This window comes from Flavobacteriales bacterium, from assembly GCA_016124845.1.
In the GTDB taxonomy this organism is placed as follows: Bacteria; Bacteroidota; Bacteroidia; order UBA10329; family UBA10329; genus UBA10329.
In genome coordinates this window covers 14,475-35,059 of the sequence record WGMW01000051.1, presented here as the reverse complement: position 1 = coordinate 35,059, position 20,585 = coordinate 14,475, and the positions used below count along the sequence as shown (strand labels likewise).

Here is a 20,585-nt window from a genome sequence, read left to right as displayed (position 1 = left end):
TAAATATCAGGCGACTTTCTTCAAAGCATCAACAAATCACAACAAAGAAATATCAACAATTTGATCGTTTATTGTTGTGAATCTTTGGAAGTATCAGAATCACAATTTGATGAAATATTGTTGTTAATTAATTGATTTACAATGGTTTGAATGATGGAGTTTTTTTGCTGGAAACTCAGTTTTACGGGTATGATTTTTGTTGAAAACTTTTCATTCGTTACGACTGAACAATTACGTGATTCACGTGTTTTACAATGGATAAATAGACGTTATTTTAAATCCAATGGTTAGAAAGATACCTCTAAGTAACAGACAAGAAAAATATGTTGTAGTTGACAGTACGGTGTATGAAGATCTTCTCGGAGATGACCGTCTTGCATCAATTGAATTTCTTCAAAAACTCCGTGCGCATTCCAACGGGTACGCCTTCTTTCAACGGTATAAGAAGAAAAACGAGAAACAAGGATATGAGACCATATATCTGCATAAATTGATTGCTGAGAAATATATAGCCAAGCCAAAGACAGATAAAAAGCTTTTCGTTCGATTCATTGATGGTGATGTCCTGAACGCTAGGATTGAAAATCTGGAGTGGGTCCCTATGGGAACGCTTCGTAGGAATATGAAGAACCGAAGCTCCACCACAGGCTATCGGGGAGTGACCGTTGACCGAGGGCGTTTCAGAGCCGTTATATATAGTGATGGCGTCAAATACGATCTTGGTTTTTTCGATGTTCCAGAAAAGGCCGCTATGGCATATAATGAAAAGTCAATAGAGCTTTTCGGAGTGACAGATGGATTGAATACGTTTGACGAGGAAGAGTAAATACTTCTTGTGATTTTTCGAACCCCTATATCATTGCCTTAGATTTTATCATTTCTCAGGAAGTCGTACAATTTGCCCTAAGTTGGTAAGCCTTGCTGCTTGCATTGAAGTGACGATCTATCTTCAAGATTATCAACAAAAAGCCCATCCATGATGGGCTTTTAGTTTTGATTTGGTTACAGATCAAGTTCATTTGCAAGAGACCGTGCGGTTTCTTCGAATGAGAACCATGCGAACCAATTTTTCAAATCATCTTTCACGGTAAGCGGATCTCCGGTACTCTCGATGTATTCCAATCGCAAGTCTTCAATCTCATCATAGTGAGCATCGAAGAACTCATGCGTGTCATTGTAATAGATAAGAGAGCTGACCATTCCGCTTACACAACCATGTGAAAAGAGGTCGTTGAAAAATGCTTCAGGGTCATGATACTCAAGGGCTTCGATAGCAACTGCTGCCCGAATAGTAGCAGGTTCATCTACAACGATTGATTTGAGCTTCTTGATAAGCTGTGATTTTGTGTTTGTGTCCATAATGCTTTGACTTAATTGATAATCGAGCATCGGCATGGACTTGTGATAGAAATGAAGTGCAAGTAGGAATGAGCGAAGCCAGCATTGCTTGCGCTCGTTTCGTGCAATGTCCAGAATCGAGAATATTCAATTCAAAGCATGACCAAACGTTGAATCCAGATATGAAGCAAATCGCAGGAGATGAACCTACGGCATGACCCCATCGTCAACGAATGAGAAGTACGTCTCTCTCGTCAAAATGATGTGATCGAGCATTACAATTTCAAAGAGCTTACAACCGTCCTTGATCTTCCTCGTGAGAGCAATATCTGCCTGACTGGGCTGTACATTCCCTGACGGATGGTTGTGGCACAGAACAATGGCACAAGCATTCGTAGTGATTGCGAGTTGGAATATCTCAAGCAGATTTACGGTACACGCAGATACTGAACCCACTCCAACCAATGAAACTCCCAAAACCCTGTTTGACCGATTCAGCAATGCAATCCAGAATGATTCTTTCAGATCAAGTGTTTTGGGGTTAAACACGCTTCGAAACAACCGTTCACAATCCTTTGAGTTGCCGATTTTACTCATTGCATCAAACGGTGGTCGCTCGTACTGGATTTCCAATTCCTTCACAACCACGCGGCTGACTGATGTTCGTTTTACCATTGTTTTTCATCCATCATAGTTCTCAGGGATGGAGTGGAGTAGAAGTCAAAATATGTCATTGTGGCCTGCATGCTTTCAAAACTTCAAGACACAGTTCTTCTGGCACTTTTGAGCGTTCGAAACTGTTTTTTTGCCCCTGCGTCCCTCCGTGAGTACCTCGTGGGGCTGGTGTGTGGCACGATGCGCCTGGCCGACATATAGGACGTGGATTCCAGTTCACATTATTTGTCCAAATATCCGTGGGCTTCATTCTGATATCACCATACTGACAATACGATACGGTATGTCGTATTGGACAGATTTTCATAACGGGCATCTTGCGAAGAAGCCCTCGTGGATTCTCCATATACCAGATGAGATTCGGATTGAGTTGTTGGTAGTACCAAATGAGCCAAAATGTTCGTCTTACCAGCTCTATCCCCAAAATGGCCGTACCAGTTTTTGGAACATGTACTTCTCCGCTTTTGTCCCAATGCCGCCACATACTCGCAACGCTGAAACTGGTGCATGGAGGTGAAGCCCAAATGATGTCCGGGACAAATGGTATATCAGCAGGTCGTGTCTTTCGAATATCCTTTACAAGGTCGATTCCTTCAAACGGCTCAATGTCAACCGAGAACGATTCAAAACCCAACCGACCTGCAGCTTTACTGATACTTCCACTTCCTGCAAAGAGGTCTAACACTTTCATGATGAAAGTGTGACCGAGAAACGCTCTTGCTTGTAGTGGTCAGATTATGCCATAGCAGTCGCTTCGTATAGTGGATAGACCGTCAAATTGTCGTACTTTCATCATATACTGATATTCACGACATGGAATCGCAGAAACTCGCAATAATCGTACTTGGTAAACCGAACTCAGGAAAATCGACTACTTGGTATTCACTCTTTGGTCGAACAATCAGAACGGGCTGGAAAAGACTGGATATAGATGGTGAGGAGATTGAAGGGTTCGTCAAAAATTCCTCCTTCGAAGAAATGGGTCAGGAGATTTCGATGGACGTGTTTGTTCGCAATGCTTCCTTCGAAGAGTACGGAGATGAAGTAGAGACATATTTCAATGACGGTTTGCCGAATGTGGTATTTTGCTCTGTGCAGTATATTGAAAAGGGTGTGAGAACCATAGAGTGGTTTAAAAACCAAGGATACTTTTTGTATATACAATGGTTGAATCCAGGGTACCGACTTCAGATAGAGTACGATGATTTTTTAAGGATGCAGGAACGATTTGAAGCGTATGGTAGGTTTCAAAAGGTATCGGGTAAGGAAAGTGGAGTAGAGCGGGTCCGGGACATTCGAACGTTTCTAGCTTCTTGGGTCCGTAACAATTACTGGCAGACGTCTGTGAATGACCTGCGAGAGGTGACGGTCGCCTAATTGAATGTGAGCAATTTAAGAAGGTTTGTTCAGGTCCTCTATCGTTTTTGTAGAAAGAAGGGTTATCGCACTAAATGCCTTCGCAGGTGTTCCATCAATCATCAAGGTCAAATAGATGTGAAAGTTCGGAAGGGTTATGAAATCAATGGCCTCAAATACCGGATACATCTTCTTTGCCATCAATGCTGCATCGAACGCATCTACTCGAAATGAAATGTGTGTTCCCACGTTGCCAAGCACGGCATTCCTTATCTCAAGGTCAAGCTGATCCATGTACTGGTGCGCCATTATCATACCCACCTTGTACTTTCGGAGTTCTGAAAGCATGTTGACCAAGGATAGGGTAGTGAAGTTCTGAAACTCATCGAGGTACACGAAAAACGAAACCCGCTTGTCTTCTGCCACATCAACCCGACTGAAGGCAGCTGATGCAACGGAGGTAAGGAGTACGGCTCCCAGAATATGAGCGACATCTTCACCGACCGCGCCTTTGGAAAGATTGACCAAGAGGATTGTCCGTTTATCTATGATCTCCCGAAGCGACAATCTTTCTGTATTATCTACCAGTACCCGTTTGATGATAGGGTGAGCGAGTAGTCCTCCGACCTTGTTCAAGGCAGGGAGTACATCATAGTACTGGTATCGCGGAAACTCCTTTGTCCAGAATTTTTTCACTTCAGGATTTTGGATATGTATCAGTGCATTCTTTCGAAACTCCTTGCTTAATAGCATCTCAGGAATGTGGGATATATCTGCCTGTGGTTGATCAAGGAGTGCCAGAAGGGTAAACCGAAGAATATGTTCGAGTTTTACTCCCCATGCATCTATCCAGAGCTTTTTGAGCGTTTCAAGAATAGAGGAGGCGACCAATGACCGCTTTTCATAGCTGACCTTCCGAAGAGGGTTGTAGCCATATAGTTTCTTCGGGTCGGTCAGGTCAAGATAGACAAGGTCGTTCTGCCGATGTGGGGGAATGGCGTGTTTGATGCGAGACACCAGATCACCATGTGGGTCAATGAGGCAAAGTCCCCGACCAAGTGCAACATCCTGAGAGATGAGGGTCTGCAATAGGGTGGACTTTCCAGTTCCAGTCTTACCGATGATATATGTATGTAGAAGTCGGTCGGCCTGTTTGATGCCAAAAGGCACACCACCGTTCCGGAAGTTGGTTTTGGCGAAGTAGCTTATATCAGCATTGGAATCCATGCCAGCATGGTGACATGTGGGTGGAGTGGGAGATAGGGGACCTATTATGTGTAATTGAAGTGCCTTTTGGGTCAAAAAATTAACATGTTCTGATGTGTTTGATAATAAATTGTTGTATGTTCGTGCTTCCATTTGATGTCATGATCCTGATACTGAGTGATAAGAACGATATGCATGCGGACCACGTCCAAGGAGTGGTGCAGAAAAGAGGACTGCCGTTCTATCGTTTGAACTTGGATGTCGAATCATTGAAAGAGACCACTGTCACCTATCAGAACGGTTCATGGATGCGGATCGAACAGCGAGGCAATACTTTGAACCTGGATGAGGTTCAGTGTGTTTGGGGTAGAAGGACGTTTGTTGAGCTTTTGTTGGACGAACAGTTTGATCAGACCGCAGACTTCAAAATATGGAAGAACGAATGGAATAAGACCCTTTTGGGGATATATATGACCTTGAAGGACAGGGCATGGCTCAATCCATGGAGAATCTCATATCAGGCAGAGAACAAGTATCTCCAGATGAAGTACGCTGCCGAGGTTGGACTTGTCGTTCCCAGAACACTCGTCAGCAATGACAGGAGTGAACTTATACGTTTTGCGGAAGCATATTCACCGGTTGTTCTGAAGTTGATGCACCAGGATTTCTACAAAGGAAGTGGTAACGACTATCAGGGAATATATGTGAATATCGTGACGGCAGAGGAGCTTGCCGGATTTGGAAGTGTCGGAGAGAATCCCGTGGTGCTTCAACAATACACAGAGAAAAGTTTCGAGGTTCGTTACACGGTGGTCGGTGATGACCATTTCGTCTGTCGTATCGATTCTCAAAGGTCATCGGTCGCAAGGACCGACTGGAGGCGGTATGATATTCCAAATACGCCTCATTATATAATGCAACCACCGAAGGACATCCGGACCAAAGTGTCGGAGTTAATGAGCCTCCTGCAGATCGAGTACGGGGCATTGGGCTTTATTGTAACTCCGGATGGGGATTGGTTCTTTCTGGAGGTTAATTCCATGGGGCAGTTCCTGTGGATAGAAGACCTCACAGGACTATCTATTTCAGATGGTATTGTCAATTGGATGGAGGCAAAATTGAGTATGAAACAAATATTGAATTAAAACAGAATAACTATGAAAGTATTTGCATCAAATTACATGGAGCCACTGGTCGGTGAAAGTGTTCCGCCTGTATCAAAATGGAACTGGGAACCGACAAACCAGGAAGTGAAGAAAATTTACGCTTCAGGGGCGAAAACAGGTACACGGGCTTCAACATATGCTTCCGAAAAGGATAACGAGGCAGATACTGACAGACCGAACGAAGGAGCCTGATATTTCAGAAGCAAGGCGTTTGCTGCTTCATGGAATTTGAATGTTCCAAACAAACGGAAAGGGAATGTCAGTCCTTTCTGAACCTTGACGTCTTTTTTACGTTCCATCAGGGACAATAAAGAGAACATGGTAAGGAAAATTCAACTTCAGAACCGCAAAGACATGTATGCGGTAGTAGATGATAATGTGTATCAAGACATAGCGAACGATGAACGTCTTTCATCGTTCGACTTTCTAAAGAAGCTTCGGGCACATTCCAATGGATATGCATTTTTCCAGCGATATAGGAATGTTGATGGAGTTCAGGGATACGAGACCATATACCTGCACAGATACATAGCTGAGAAATACATTGAAAAGCCAAAAAGCGATAAAAAGCTTTTTGTGCGGTTCATTGACGGTGATTGCCTCAATGCTACGATTGAAAATCTGGAATGGGTTCCTATGGGAACGTTGCGTAGGAATATGAAAAACCGAAGCTCCACTACAGGTTTCCGAGGGGTTACCATAGACCGGGGAAAGTATAGGGCTGTGTTGTATTCTGATGGAAGGAAATATGATCTGGGATTCTTCGATGTTCCAGAGGAAGCTGCCAAGGCATACAATAGGAAGTCAATGGAGCTTTTCGGGGAGACAGTTGGCCTGAATCGATTTGATGATCATCAGTAGAAGCGACACACTTTTACATGGAGGTAATATGCACGTGAGTGATTACTTAGACACTTCATATTGTGTGTGTGGTGGGTGAACTTACTGCATTTCGGGTTTTATGTAGATCGTCCAATCCGATTTTGAATAAGACGGGCTGATTGATGATAAATTGTTGAAAACTTTTTCAACAACATTTAACAAATTTTGAAATATTGTCGGGTGAAAAATCAACAACCATCCGACCCGTGTTCGATCGCATCATATTGACCCCACTGCTGCTCCTTGTGGCCTTCGTGTCCCAAGGGCAGAGTTTCTGTTCCAATGCCACCCTCTCCAAGGTCTATGCGGAGAGTGACACGGCAGGCATTTCGGTCGATGGTCTTGGCGCTGTTCCGTTCAACTACGTGCTGTCGTTGGATCTGACCAACTCCTCCGTGGAATCGGTGACCATCTGGATGGGACTGAACACGGACGGGAAGGAACTGCTGGACGGGAACTTCCCGACCACCTCATCAGAAAGCTATACCGATGGCACCTCCGTGACAGTGGACGGCACGCATGTGGACATTGGTCTGGGACGATTCACCGGGCTTGCCGATTTCAAACTCAGGGCCATGGGCCTGAACAATATGGGCGGGGTCATCGGCCTGATGAACATGACCTATCCTGAATGATGACCGGAAAATAACACGGATGGACCGAAGAACACTTCCATTGAGGACACTCATTGTCACCCTGCTCCTTTTCCCATGCACCTGGGCACTCGGCCAGACCAGCTACACCTGGAACGGAGGCACCAGCACCGACTTTGCCACAGCCTCGAACTGGACGCCCAGTGGGGTGCCGGGAAGCAGTGATGACATCACCATCGTTTCGACATCCAACGACCCCGTACTGGATACCGATAGGACCTTGGATGACGTGACGCTGACAAGCGGCACGTTCAACCTTGGGGGACATGTGCTTACCGTATCCACGGGTTCATCTCTCAATGGAGGAACGATCAGCAATGGGGAGCTGGTGATGACGACAGGTTCGGCCAGTATCAGCGGGGTCAGCGTGGGCTGCAAGCTGAACCTGAGCTGTAATATCGGTTCGGTCGGTGGCTCCACTTTCACCGATTCGGTCACGATCGTCCATACGTACGGATCCACCGCATCGGTGAACAACAACCGTTTTGAGGACTATGTGGCACTGAAGAACGATAACGGAGGGGCATTGAACATAGGTGCCGTGGCCGACACGTTCCTCGCCCCTGTCCTGATCGAGGCTGTGGGTCAAGGGTACATCACCGTGGCCGCAGGAGGCGCGGGCAACTACTTTGCCGATGATGTGACCCTGACCGTGAACGGTGGGGTGAGCAACCAGGGCATCACCATCGGTTCCAACTCATCGAGCGGGGCGCATTTTGCAGGGGACATCTACCTGAACGCCACCACAGGGTCGGGCTACATCGACTTCAATGACGGCACCAACACCCATGACGGTCAGCTTCTTATCGGGGCGCAGGGGTATCATTCGGGACTGCTGACGCTGGAAGCATACGGACAGACCGCTGCATACGACCTGGACCTGTCGGGATTAGAGGATGATGCCACCTTGCAACTGGGCCCCGGCCTGACCGCGGAGGCGGATGTGACCGCCCCCGACCTGAGCACCACCATCGGTGCCAACTGTCATTTCAAAGGGACGCTCACCGCACCCAAACTCATCGGTTGGGGTTCGAACGGGGTGTATGACGGAAAGGTGGATGTGACCATGACCCAGTACAACATGTCCACCGGGGGGAACCACTTTGCCGACACCGCCACCATTGTGGCCGCCTCGGCCCAAGGGTACTCGCAGTATCTGGGAAGTGCCACCACCGACACGTTCATGGCCCCCGTGACCATCACCTTGACCAACCAGCAGAACCTCTATCTCGGGAACGGGGCCGGGGGCATGTATTGCGCGGATGATGTGACCATCAACAATTACGGCACCACCAGTTCGCACATCTATATCGGAGGCAGTTCAGGGACGGTGAACCATTTTGCGGGAGACATCACGCTGAATGTGGACAGCACGGCCGGGAACGTCCTGTTCAACCAAGGGACGACCACCCATGACGGCAGCCTGCTGATCGGCAGTTACGGATACCATTCAGGCACGCTGACGATCAATGCGGTCTATGTGCAGAGTGCGGCCAATGCCATCGATCTCAGTGCCATGGACAATACTTCCCTGCTCGTACTGGGCACGGGACTGACATTGGAAGGGGGGCTGGCCGGACCGGGTGTCAGAACAACGGTCAATGCGGACTGTCATTTCAAGGGGTCGGTCGATCTGCCGAATGTCTCTTCCTGGGGCACCGGTGGGGTCTATGACGGCCCTGCGCGCATCGAGGTGCCCGGTGCGAGTGACCTTGGTACGGGAGGGAACATGTACAGTGATTCTGTCCATATCATCTATTCAGGCAGCGGGAAACTCTATCTTGGCTCCTCTTCGTTACCGGACACGGTATTGGGGCCCTATGTGCTGGATGTCGAGGGCTCGCATTACGTTTACATGTCCAACAATTCGGCCGGAAACTACTTTGCGGACAGGGTCACCATCAACAATCATGGTACCAACAGCGGCAGGGGCATCTACATCGGGAACAATGCGGCCTCCACCACCTATTTTGCCGACAGTCTCATTCTGAACACGGACAGTACTGCGGGGTTCATCAACTTCTACCTGGGCACCGCCACCCACGCGGGCAGGCTCCTGATCGGGGATGAGGGCTATCACTCGGGGGTGCTGACCCTGCAGTCCTACAGGCAGGATACGGTACTGGATATGGATCTGACCTTGTTGGATCACAATGCCACACTGACCTTGGGGTCGGGTCTGGAACTGGAGGGGGATCTGACCGCCCCAGAGGACGTATACACCACCTTGGCCAGCAACTGCCATTTCAAGGGAAGAGTGAACATTCCCAAGCTTTACAGTTGGGGAACGGGCGGTCGGTTCGAGGGAGTGACGGACCTTGAGCTCCATCGCAACGCTACCTATTCCACAGGGGGAAACTACTTTATAGATTCCTTGACCGTTACACAGTGGGGTTCGGAACAGGCCGCGTTCGGTTCAGGAAGTACTGCGGCCGATACTGTGCTCGGTCCGATGACCATCAACCTGGAAGGCTCCCATTATTTCTATATAGGGGTCAGCCCGGGGAACTACTTTGCCGATGATGTGACGCTGAACCATCACGGGCCGTTGACCTCACGGGGATTCTATATCGGCTATTATTCCACTTCGGGCAATCATTTCGGAGGGGACATCATCCTGAACACGGACAGTGCTGCAGGCTTTATCAACTTTTATAACGGTACGGTCACCCATGAGGGTCTTCTCAGGATCGGTGATGAGGGATACCATTCAGGGGTCCTCACTTTGGATGCCTATACCCAGACGGGAAGTGGTACCATCGACCTGAGCGGCATCGACAACACGGCCAGTATCACTGTTCAGAGCAATGCTGATATCACGGCCGACCTGATCTATCACAACACCTCGCGCAGCATCACCCTGAACGGGGCCACCTTCCGGGGCGATGTGGACATTGAGAGTCCGAGTCTGCCGGTCACCTATTGTGATTTCCATGGCACCACGAGCCTTGAGAAGACAGGGGGTACCAATAACCTGAACAAGGCGAACGTCTTCCATGGGGAGGCGACCATTGCCACCAGCAGCAACAGCAACTACCAGTACTGGGGTTATGCCGAGCCGGACACGTTCCTATCCAAACTCACCCTGTCCAATACCTCTTCTCAGTCGCTTATCATGGCCTACTCCAGCGCCAGCGTGTTCGAGGGTGACATCACCTTCGAGGGAGATACGGGAAAGGTCATTCAGATGGGGGGAACGACCGCAGGGTACAAGGCACTTCTTACTGGGGATGCCTTTCAGGCCATCAAGCGGAAAAATGAGATCGATGACAGGATCTATCGTGCAGAGGTGAACAAGAGCGGAGGTGCGGTCATTCTGGAGGACACCGTTGAGGTATACACGGAACTGTCCTTGACCGATGGGGTCATCAAATGCGTCTCAGACGGTGAACTGAGGCTCAGGGACGGAATCACGGTTGTCGGAGGAAGTGATACGAGTCATGTGGATGGACCGGTGACCAAGATCGGCAACGATGCGTTCACCTTCCCCTTGGGAGATGATGGCAGATACCGTCCACTTGCCATGACGGCCCCTTCCTCCAGTACGGACGAGTTTACGGCCGAGTACCGTGACCGGAACTCTAACGGACGGCATCGGCACAAATACCGTGAATCGAACATCAGTTCGATCGATGAGAAAGGGTATTGGGTGTTTACCAGAGAGGTCGGCTCGTCCGTTCCCGATGTGACCTTGGGATGGGACAGTCTGACCTGTGGGGTGTCGGACACGGCAGGTCTTGTCATTGTCGGTTGGGGTTCCACAGACACAGCGTGGGTGAATCTTGGGGGGGCGAACCTCAGCGGAGACACCATTTCCGGTGCCCTTACCAATGCTGTAACGGTGGTGTTCGGTGAGCTCGCCCTCGGGTCGGACACCTTGAATGATCTGAACTGTGCGTACGACCCGTATGAGGACTGTCCGTTACCGGTATTTTCCTTCACCAGCGGGTGTGTCGGTGACACGGTCCACTTCACCGATGCGAGTACGGGAGACATGACCGGTGCGGTGTACTCTTGGGATTTCGATGACCCGCTTTCGAGTTCGGACAACTTCAGTTCGTTGACCGATCCCTACCACATCTTTGTCAGTGGCGGGCCGTTCTACGTGACCCTCAATATTCAGGGACTCAACGGCTGCGACCTGACCTACATGGACACGGTGAACATGGACCGGCAGCTACCTGACAGCAGTTACTTCATGTCGAACCTGACAACGGTCGAGGCCAACAACCCGGTGACCTTCTTCTATGTGGGTGACGGTCTGTCCGGACAGAGCTTCTCATGGGACATGGGAGACGGAACCACGTATGACTCCAACGACTATGCGCTTTTCGATACCATCAGTTACTCCTACGACACGGCCGGGGTCTATTATGTGAAGTTCTACCATTGGACAGATGTGAACTGCAAAGGGGTGCAGACCATCGCCATCACGGTCACCATGGTCCCAGATGAGTGTATTATTGCGGACTTCAAGGCATCGGTCAGTTGTATGGATGACTCCACACGGTTCACCGACCGCTCGTTCGGTGATGTGGAGGATGCAACTTACCTGTGGACCTATCATTCCACCTACTCAGGGTATGAGAACTTCTCCACCGAACAGAATCCTCAGTACAAATTCGGAGATGAGGGACCCTATGAGGTGACCCTGACGGTCACTAGGGACAGCCTGTGTTGGGACCGGGTCACCCGTGAGATCCATTTCAGGAATGAGCTGCAGGATACCAGTGAATTGGAGTTCGGTGCAAATCTCGTGGATATCAATGACAACATCACCTTCCATCTGGACGGCCCCATATCCGATGCCATCTATGAATTGGATCTCGGTGATGGTACGGTCACGGCCTCCACCGACAGCTTTCCATTGTATGACTTTGTCCATGACTATAACCTTGCGGATGTCTATGATGTGGAGCTGACACATGGTGACTCCGGGTGTCTGAGCATCCGAAGGTTCAGGATATTCGTCAACGATCCGAACGGATCCTGTCCCACGGTCGATGCCGGTCCGGACACCTCACTCGGTTTCGGGGCGAGCTGCTATCTGGGGGGAAGTCCGACCATCTCAGGGGGGACCTCTCCGTTCAGTACTGAGTGGATACCGGCCTCCGGACTGGATGATTCCAGTCAGGTGAATCCGGTTGTGACCCCCGAATTCGACCAACTATACACCGTACGAGTGGATGACAGCAACAGTTGTGTGAATTTCGACCAAGTGATGGTCAGGGTCGACTCCACATTGATCGTCTCCACGGCAGGGTTCGATACGGTCCAGAACACGGTGGAGCCGTTGATGATGAGCATCCGCGCACCGGGTTTCAATGAAACGGGCCGTACCGGAAGTGAGAGTTCATACCTTATCCAACTACCGAGCAGCGGAACCTCCGAGGTAAGACTGCTGTTCCATCGGGATCCGTCCGAGATCCTTGCCAAGGTGTCGTTCGATGTGGACAACACGGGCTCCGTGAGCAATGTGGCATTGATACAGACCGATGCATACTCCAAAGCGGAGACCAAGACCACGTTGGACGGCAGTTATTACTCGCTGTCAGGGGGAGGGATAACCATCAATACGGCTTTCGTGAAGGGATACGTGGACAGGCTTGTCGGTGTCTTTGTCCCTTACTGGATCACTTGTACCGGTGATGATTCGCGTAATAATGATCAGATCAACCTATATGGGGAAAATGGTCTTCCCGTATATAGGGCGAAAGGTTATTTCGACCAATTGGGACGGACTGTCCAAACTCAGATCAGACAGTACTCCTCGGCCAATACGCTGGCGATCCAAACTGTTACTGATGCTTTCGGACGTGAGGCTTTAAAATCACTTCCAGCTCCCATTTTCAACCTTAGCTCTTGCTATGAGGATGGTTTTATGGAAGCGGCTGATGGAGTACCATATTCATATGCTCATTTTGACTTAGCGGATTACTCGGAAGGAACGGTTATTCATGGAGGAGAGGATGATAGTCCCAGAGGAGTCTACCAAGGAGGGATGGGGTCATTGGGGTATTACTACAGCAATTCGAATACACAGGAGGAATTTGTGCCCGCGTCCAAGTATCCTTACAGTAGGGTCGAATATTTTGATGACCCCTTGAACCGGGTGAAAAGGATTTCAATTGCTGGTGAGCATCACCGAATGGGTACTGACCATGAAAACCGGATATTCCATCTTGGTAGTGGTGGTGAGTACAGAGGACACATCGGAGATCAGGTGACCAAAAAAGTGACGGTGGATGCGGACGGTGTGGAAAAGATAACCTACACCGATCGATATGGAAGAGTGAAGGCAACTTGCTTCAGCGGTATCAATTCAGGATGCACGCATGTTGTCACGAAGAGGATCATGTACAATGGAACCCGAAAATCCGATATACATGTGCCCATCATTCATAATGAGGATGTAAAGCTTCCGTTGAACAGCAGCAGAGGTGTTCAGGCCAATGGCAATATCATTTACCATATTAAGGATATGGAAACAGGCAGAGAGCTTATTGAGGGAGAAGATTGGGACCTTGATGAGGACATTCATTCCAGAGCAGTAAGTTTCTATGGGCAATATGCTCACAAGAGTCTGTTTCTGAGAATTTGGTATGAATACACAGAGGGGTATCTGAATCAGTATTTTGAGGATTACTCCGATCCTACCGGGCGGTGGATTCCCGACCAAAGCGTACAATACAGATTGGACTATGGCAACTGGACATTGAATGAGTATTACGGGGTGTCCGACCTTCTCAAGAGTAGCATTCAGCCGGAGGCCATTGACTGTCAGGTCATCAGCGAAAATACGGTTGAGTCTCTTGAGTTCGGTACTGAGACAGCAGAAGGTGTTTATCCAATTTATGATGAGAACACCGACACCTATCTCGATGGCTCTGGTAATCCAGCATTCAGTAGCGAAGTGGAAGGGTTCTACACCGATGTCAATGGTTCGGGTTCCGATCTGTATTCTACCACTACATATCAGGATCATGATGTGACGCTTCGCCTGAATGTGTTCGGAGCGTCCATACCACCCTGCGACCCGTTGTCCTTGCCGGATGAAGTGGTATGGAGCCGACAACGAGACAATGAGGGAAGTCAAATGTTGGATCGGATCTTCGATCCTCATTATGGTTCCTATGGTCTGGATCAGAACAACCGGAGTTGGAGCCCGTTCGATCCTGTGGCCGGAGGGCTGGTGTATCAATTAGAGAATCAATGTGTTGGGCATTGTATAAATCATGTTCAGGACTGTGGGGAAACAGGTGTCGATTCCGGACCTTCCTGCGGAAGTGAGCCAGGCGTTTCCGACCCTTGCGCTGGTATTCCAGAGACCATAATGGCCGAATACAGGCTTGAGTTTGAGGTAATGGGAAAGAGTGGCGCAACCTATTATCACCTCAATGAGGATGGCATTTATCAATCAGGTCAAACACCGACCCATTACGTGTATGCGACTTTGTACAGGGATTGTCAATGTAACCGATATTTCGATTTCTCATCATCGCTTGTCGATTTTGGAATGACCATTAGTGATGATGAATTGGAAAACTATCCAGATGGGATCTATGTGAATCTGCTTGATCTATGGGTCAGGGCCCCGTATGAGACGTCATGGTCCAACAGCGAAACTGCTCCTCAGTTCGGCAACTACCAATACATGCAATATTCGGTCGTGGCCGATCATCATGTCGTGCCAAGTGACATTCCTCCTGCCATATCAGCAACCAATTACCGTTCGGTGTATGAGTACAATCAACTGGATCAGCTGATCTCTGCGGACGATGTGGACAGGGGTAGGGTTGAGCTTTTGTACAATACAGCTGGCCAGCTTCGTTTTTATGAGGATGCGTTCCAAAGAAAGCCAAGTGAACGAAGGTATTCGTATATCGACTATGACGCGGCAGGAAGACCTATCGAAATTGGGGAATATGATTACAAGAGTGACAGCCTTGCAGGGGATGGTAGTGGAAGCAATTTCGGTGGGTTCAAGTTTGAGAACGATGACTGGAACTGGGAATCGTTGGATTTTGTGGCATCCCTTGACGTTTCTGTGAAGACCATTTTGGATGAAGGAAGCCTTGATGAGGCATATCGCCTCAGTAGAAGGCGTATCATGTATGACATTCCAGATGACAACTCCAGCCAATACTATCCATTTCCTATTTCCGGTCATGAGGCTCAGGAAAACCTCAGAGGCCATGTTTCCAAAACATGGAATGATGAAAATGTGACATGGTACAGTTATCTGTATGATGGCAAGATGGATTGGACGGTTCAGTATAACGTGGATCTGGACGAATACACGATTGCTGAATATGTATACACGGATTACGGAAACCTTGAGACGGTGACATATAAACATGGCACGTCTCAGTCCGAAAGTTTCGCCCATTCTCTTAAGTATGATCACGACCAGAGATTGACGGAGGTTCGGACGTCAGTTGATGGAGGCAGTTCGGAGGTTCAGGCCACCTATGAATACTACCTGCATGGTCCGCTCAAACGTCAGGTCAAGGGGCAAGACCTGCAAGGGGTGGATTACGTGTACACCATCAACGGATGGTTGAAAAGCATCAACTCCCCAAACTTGGGGTATTCCGGAACAGCAAGGTTCGTGGATCCGGGAAAGGACGGAATTGCCAATGGACTCAGTACGGATCTGTTCGGAATGACCTTGGATTACTTCAGCTCTGATTACCGTAGACGGGGAACGAACATCAATTGGGGAGATGCATCGGATATGGAACGGCATTCGGGGCTTATACGGAGTGCCCGCTGGAATACCGCCTATACGGGCATGGACCTGACATCCAGCGGCAAGCAGAACATGTATGCCTATGAATATGATTGGCGAAGATGGCTGACATCAGCCACGTTCGGGGATTATGAGCCCACTTCGGATGAGAATGGACTTGCCTTCACCGTGGCCTCAACCATTCCGGGCAGGGTGATATATTTCGATGGCATTTCTCAATCGGTCGGCACACCATTGCAGGAACTTCCGGCCCCGAACTTCACCTCTGATGCCAATGAAAACTACCTGGTGTCGAACATCACGTATGACAAGAACGGGAATCTACTCACCTTGGACCGTAATGCGTACGGAAGCTATTTGGCAATGGACCGTTTTGAGTACAACTATACTGCGGGAACGAATAAGCTCGATCATGTGGATGATTCGGGCACAGACTTTGTCGATGGGGGAATGCAGGCAATATTCCAAGACATCAAATCAACTCAAGCCACAGGAAATTACGCGTATGATGCCGTGGGACGCCTTATCGGAGATGCAGATAACAGCGAAAAGAATTTTGTGGAATATGATTTTACAGGAAAGCCGACAACCGTATGGTGGGATGCCTCTCATACGATTCACAAAGCATCGTATCTTTATGATGAAAGAGGGTTCAGGATCAAAAAGACAGACTATGACAATAGCGGAGCTTGGATGACAAAGACCCACTATTTGCGAGATGCTTTTGGAAATCTGATGGAGACCCGAACTGATGAATCTGGAGGAGGAGCCGGTCCTGAAGAACAGGACTATTCAATTGTAGGACTTGACAAGATCGGCTTTTACAGCCGTGTGGATGATGAGATCCGGTACCAGTTGACGGATCATTTGGGCAATGTGCGGGTGGAGTACCGCTCTGATGCGAACGGGGCCGCGGAATTGTTGAGTGCCACCGATTACTATCCGTTCGGTATGGAAATGCCAGGTAGGGGGCTGTTATCCTCCGATGGAGCCGCTTCTTATGGCTATCAAGGAGAATTCGCGGAAAGGGACCGCAATTTGAAATGGGTCAGTTTCGATCTGAGGACCTATGACGGAAGGTTGGGGAGATTCCATAATGTGGATCCTATGCTTCAATTCCATTCACCCTTTTTGGCAATGGCGAACAATCCACTCAGCAATATTGACCCGACAGGTGGGGTTACCGCTGGAGGTGGTGATGGTTCGTGTCCGTGTCCGGCCACAACAATGGATCCGTGTCCATGCATGAGCGGAAGTGGAGGCGCACCCCCTCCATCGATCAGCTCAACGCCTTCCAATTCATCAGAATCGGGAGGAGGACATGCTACGGACAGTTATTTCAATTGGAATTACAGCAGTATCACACCGGATATGAGTCAAAATATAGGTGCTGATGTTCTAAGACCTCAGGTAATGGACGGTGATCATGTGGCCATATTTCCTGCTTATCAGGACAATACTCTATTAGATCTAAATATTGAACTGCTTAACCAACGAAGAATAATAAACTACAGGCATGGATCAATGTTTGTTACAGAAGAGCCAGTGCCAGCCAACGATCCAGAATATTCTAAGGAGGTCAAGTTTGATCGCATCACAAGTATCGATGAACTCAAGGCTGTTCTCGATATGGCATATTCTGCAGCAAAAATATCTGGAGCAGTAGATGAGGCCTTCAAGTGGTACAAATCCGGGCCTCATCAAAGAGACCCGGAGTGGGCAATAAAGGTTCTGAAAAGCTTCTTTGAGCAGGCAAATCTCTCCAATGAAATGTTAGAAAAGGCAATTGAGGTGGCCCCTGATTTCATGGAGCAAATTCTGGAAAATGTTGTTGAAGAGCAGCCGGAAATTGAGCGTGTGATTATTATTTACTCAAGTAAAAATGGATTGGTTAAACATGCAATGCTTGTTATAGATTCAGAGACTGGAGAAATAGGTGACACTACGATCGTGACTAGCGGTCAACTTAAGGATTTTCGAAGGAAAAGCCTTAAAGGAACAATCATACTCGAAATAGACACTTTAGATGAAGGATTTACTATTCCAGCGCCATGATCAAAGGCTGAAACAATTAATGATTGCGGTCATTTTTATATTGTTGGTTAGGTGTGACACAAACTATTCTGGTCAGACTCAGAATAGAGATGGACTACCGTGGGACACTATACGAGGGTTACATGACTCCCGTTCAACAGGTACTACAAATGGTTTTTATAAATTGCAATACAATGATGGTAGCTTAAGGGAGTTAAGTAATTATTGTAATGGAAAACTGAACGGACCTCGCCTAAAATTTCACAAAAGTGGAAAACTGAAGGAGTACATTTTTTTCAACCGTGGTAAAGTCAAGGATTACTGTATGTTTGACGAGGATGATGACCCGTTTTACGTTATATTTGATAGGGTTCCTTACCGTTGTTCGAAAGATACAACACCGTGTGAAGTTGCAAACAGGGTTGACAGTATTTTCAGAAAATACGAGTCTGTTTCCAAAATAGACTGGGAAGCGTTTTTCAAGAACAGAACATGCGACTGAGAGCGTCATTGACCTTGGTTGCCTTGCAGGTGCTGACATTGGTTGTCGGCATGTCGGTATCGCTTGTCAGTTGTGATACTGAACATTCCGGTCATGTTGAAGAAGTGTTTCCGTGGGACACTATTCCCACACCAGCTGGTTCAGGACTCCATGATGCTCAAGTTGGTTTTTACAAATGGGTTTACAATGATGGCAGTTTAAAGACGGCAATAACCCATTGCGATGGAATCGTGAATGGGATTACTCTTGAGTTTTACAAGGACGGACAACTGGCTGAGTATCGGGTTTTCAACTATAAAAAGAACCGTGATTATTGTTTGTTTGATAAGGATGGAAATCCGATCATGGTGATATTTGATAGGGTTGATTATGCCTGTTGGAAGGACACCACACCGTGTGAAGTTGCAAACAGGGTTGACAGTATTTTCAGGAAATACGAGTCTGTTTCCAAAATAGACTGGGAAGCGTTTTTCAAGAACAGAACATGCGACTGAGAGCGTCATTGACCTTGGTTGCCTTGCGGGTGCTGACATTGGTTGTCGGCATGTCGGTATCGCTTGTCAGTTGTGAAGCCGGACATTCCGGTCATGTTGAAATTGTGGCACTATGGGACACTATTCCCACACCAGCTGACTCAGGACTTTATGATGTTCAGGTTGGTTTTTACAAATGGGTTTACAATGATGGCAGTTTAAAGACGGCAATAACCCATTGCGATGGAATCGTGAATGGGATTACTCTTGATTTTTACAAGAACGGAAAACTGGCGGAGTATATGTATTACAACCATGGAAAAATTCGTGATGATTGTTTGTTTGATAAAGAAGGTTATCCGATTAGCGTAATTTTTGATCGAACCACTTATGGTTGTTGGAGAGACTCAATGCCGTGCGAAGCGGGTAAGAAAGCAGACAGCATTTTTAAAAAGTACGAATCTGTTTCCAAAATAGACTGGGAAGCGTTTTTCAAGAACAGAACATGCGACTGAGTGCGTCATTGACCTTGGTTGCCTTGCAGGTGCTGACATTGGTTGTCGGCATGTCGGTATCGCTTGTCAGTTGTGAGGCTGGATATTCCGGTCATGTTGAAGAAGTGTTTCCGTGGGACACTATTCCACTGCTACCTGATTCAGGAATTCGTGATTCTCGGAGTGGGTATTATAAATGGCTTTACGATGATGGTAAACTATGGGAAGTGAGTAGCTATTGTAATGGAAAACGAAATGGAATTAGTCTTGAGTTCTTCAATACAGGACAATTATCAGAGTATTCGGTTATGGTAAATGGAAAAACTAAAGACGATTGCATGTTTGACATTGAGGGAGGTCCTACATTGACAATCTTTGATAGGGCATTTTATTTTTGTCAGGAAGACACGATACCCTGTGAGGTTTCCAACAGGGTTGACAGCATTTTTAAAAAGTACGAGTCCGTTTCCAAGATAGACTGGGAAGCGTTTTTCAAAAACAGAACATGCGACTGAGTGCGTCATTGACATTGGTTGCCTTGCGGGTGCTGACATTGGTTGTCGGCATGTCGGTATCGCTTGTCAGTTGTGATATTGAACATTCCGGTCATGTGGAAGAAGTGTTTCCGTGGGACACTATTCCCACACCAGCTGATTCAGGACTCCATGATGCTCAAGTTGGTTTTGCTAAATGGCTTTATGATGATGGCAGTTTAAAGACGGCTATAACCCACTGTAATGGGGTGGTGAACGGGATTACTCTCGATTTTTATAAAGCTGGACAATTGAAACGTTATCGGTTTTTCGACCATAGAAAGACTCGTGATGATTGCCTGTTTGATACGGAGGGGAATCCCATTATTGTAGTATTTGATAGAGTTGATTACGCCTGCTGGAAGGATACGACACCATGTGAAGTTGCAAACAGGGTTGACAGTATTTTCAGGAAGTATGAGTCCGTTTCCAAGATAGACTGGGAAGAATTTTTTAAAAATAGAGCATGCGATTAAGAACATCATTTATCCCCAAAGGCCTGCTTTTGTGTGGGGTTGTAT

15 protein-coding genes are annotated in these 20,585 nt (G+C 47.8%); 11 read left to right on the top strand and 4 right to left on the bottom strand.

Annotation, left to right across the window (positions count from 1 at the left end; all coding sequences use genetic code 11):
- The first annotated feature begins 283 nt into the window (after positions 1-283).
- Positions 284-826, top strand: coding sequence for a Pathogenesis-related transcriptional factor and ERF protein (locus GC178_16680; protein MBI1289204.1), 543 nt, complete (start codon positions 284-286; stop codon positions 824-826).
- Positions 827-1,002: 176 nt separating this feature from the next.
- Here GC178_16680 and GC178_16675 read toward each other — a convergent pair whose 3' ends face one another.
- The 3 genes from GC178_16675 to GC178_16665 all read right to left on the bottom strand — a co-directional run bounded on the left by GC178_16675 (position 1,003) and on the right by GC178_16665 (position 2,704).
- The gene (locus GC178_16675; GenBank protein MBI1289203.1) at positions 1,003-1,389 is read right to left on the bottom strand and encodes a hypothetical protein; all 387 of its coding nucleotides are present in this window, start codon (positions 1,387-1,389) and stop codon (positions 1,003-1,005) included.
- A 156-nt stretch (positions 1,390-1,545) separates the two neighbouring features.
- Complete coding sequence (locus GC178_16670; protein ID MBI1289202.1) at positions 1,546-2,013, bottom strand: DNA repair protein; 468 nt, start codon at positions 2,011-2,013, stop codon at positions 1,546-1,548.
- A gap of 55 nt (positions 2,014-2,068) precedes the next feature.
- Positions 2,069-2,704, bottom strand: a complete 636-nt coding sequence (locus GC178_16665) for a DNA cytosine methyltransferase (protein MBI1289201.1) — start codon at positions 2,702-2,704, stop codon at positions 2,069-2,071.
- A 122-nt stretch (positions 2,705-2,826) separates the two neighbouring features.
- On the opposite strand from GC178_16665, the gene GC178_16660 reads away from it, so the two are divergent.
- Positions 2,827-3,390, top strand: coding sequence for a hypothetical protein (locus GC178_16660; protein MBI1289200.1), 564 nt, complete (start codon positions 2,827-2,829; stop codon positions 3,388-3,390).
- A gap of 15 nt (positions 3,391-3,405) precedes the next feature.
- Here GC178_16660 and GC178_16655 read toward each other — a convergent pair whose 3' ends face one another.
- Positions 3,406-4,728 carry a type IV secretion system DNA-binding domain-containing protein gene (locus tag GC178_16655; protein MBI1289199.1) on the bottom strand — a complete coding sequence of 441 codons (1,323 nt, stop codon included), beginning with the start codon at positions 4,726-4,728 and terminating at the stop codon, positions 3,406-3,408.
- Between GC178_16655 and GC178_16650 the strand changes: the two genes are divergently transcribed.
- From GC178_16650 to GC178_16610, 9 genes are all read left to right on the top strand, one after another.
- Complete coding sequence (locus GC178_16650; protein MBI1289198.1) at positions 4,689-5,720, top strand: hypothetical protein; 1,032 nt, start codon at positions 4,689-4,691, stop codon at positions 5,718-5,720. The genes GC178_16655 and GC178_16650 overlap by 40 nt on opposite strands.
- A gap of 12 nt (positions 5,721-5,732) precedes the next feature.
- Complete coding sequence (locus GC178_16645; protein ID MBI1289197.1) at positions 5,733-5,933, top strand: hypothetical protein; 201 nt, start codon at positions 5,733-5,735, stop codon at positions 5,931-5,933.
- Positions 5,934-6,059: 126 nt separating this feature from the next.
- Positions 6,060-6,602, top strand: coding sequence for a Pathogenesis-related transcriptional factor and ERF protein (locus GC178_16640; GenBank protein MBI1289196.1), 543 nt, complete (start codon positions 6,060-6,062; stop codon positions 6,600-6,602).
- A 194-nt stretch (positions 6,603-6,796) separates the two neighbouring features.
- Positions 6,797-7,258 (top strand): hypothetical protein, encoded by a 462-nt coding sequence (locus GC178_16635; GenBank protein MBI1289195.1) that lies wholly within the window; start codon positions 6,797-6,799, stop codon positions 7,256-7,258.
- A gap of 19 nt (positions 7,259-7,277) precedes the next feature.
- Positions 7,278-18,083, top strand: coding sequence for a hypothetical protein (locus GC178_16630; GenBank protein MBI1289194.1), 10,806 nt, complete (start codon positions 7,278-7,280; stop codon positions 18,081-18,083).
- Between the two features lie 471 nt (positions 18,084-18,554).
- On the top strand, positions 18,555-19,058 hold the full coding sequence (locus GC178_16625; protein ID MBI1289193.1) for a hypothetical protein: 504 nt from the start codon (positions 18,555-18,557) through the stop codon (positions 19,056-19,058).
- On the top strand, positions 19,049-19,552 hold the full coding sequence (locus tag GC178_16620; protein MBI1289192.1) for a hypothetical protein: 504 nt from the start codon (positions 19,049-19,051) through the stop codon (positions 19,550-19,552). The genes GC178_16625 and GC178_16620 overlap by 10 nt, the downstream gene beginning before the upstream one ends.
- Before the next feature lie 50 nt (positions 19,553-19,602).
- A complete protein-coding gene (locus GC178_16615) occupies positions 19,603-20,046 on the top strand; it encodes a hypothetical protein (GenBank protein MBI1289191.1) in 444 nt (147 codons plus the stop codon).
- Positions 20,037-20,540, top strand: coding sequence for a hypothetical protein (locus GC178_16610; GenBank protein MBI1289190.1), 504 nt, complete (start codon positions 20,037-20,039; stop codon positions 20,538-20,540). The genes GC178_16615 and GC178_16610 overlap by 10 nt, the downstream gene beginning before the upstream one ends.
- Positions 20,541-20,585 lie beyond the last annotated feature (45 nt).